Source organism: Bowmanella dokdonensis (assembly GCF_017254865.1).
Lineage (GTDB): Bacteria > Pseudomonadota > Gammaproteobacteria > Enterobacterales > Alteromonadaceae > Bowmanella > Bowmanella dokdonensis.
Genome location: NZ_JAFKCV010000284.1, coordinates 1 through 310, shown reverse-complemented (window position 1 = coordinate 310; position 310 = coordinate 1). Strand labels below are relative to the sequence as shown.

General features: G+C 51.0%; 1 protein-coding gene. It reads right to left on the bottom strand.

Annotated elements, in window-relative coordinates:
• Nucleotides 1-299: Gldg family protein (locus J0A66_RS22600; protein WP_439098893.1), on the bottom strand; the 299-nt coding region annotated here is incomplete at its 3' end.
• Nucleotides 300-310: the final 11 nt, after the last annotated feature.

Genomic DNA, 310 nt, shown 5'->3' with positions numbered 1-310 from the left:
ACTGCATTGGTCAGAAAGTCGCCGTTATTGGCAAAGGGTGTAAAGATAGTCTGGCCAAAGAAATTGCTTTGACTGACCCAGAAACGATCGGTTAATACATCCGTGTCAGCGATAAGAATCGCATTAAGCTCACCGTCACTCAGTGATGTTAAGGCATCACTTCCTTCCGGTGGGGTCAGGAATGCAGAGCTTGCTTTACCTGAAAGCCTTGCCGCCAGCACATGCTGCTGATTGCGGCTGGCAAAGCCGCTGGCCAATTGTTTGGCGTCACGGGTCATCGCATAAGTCGTGCTATCCATGTGGCTGCTGG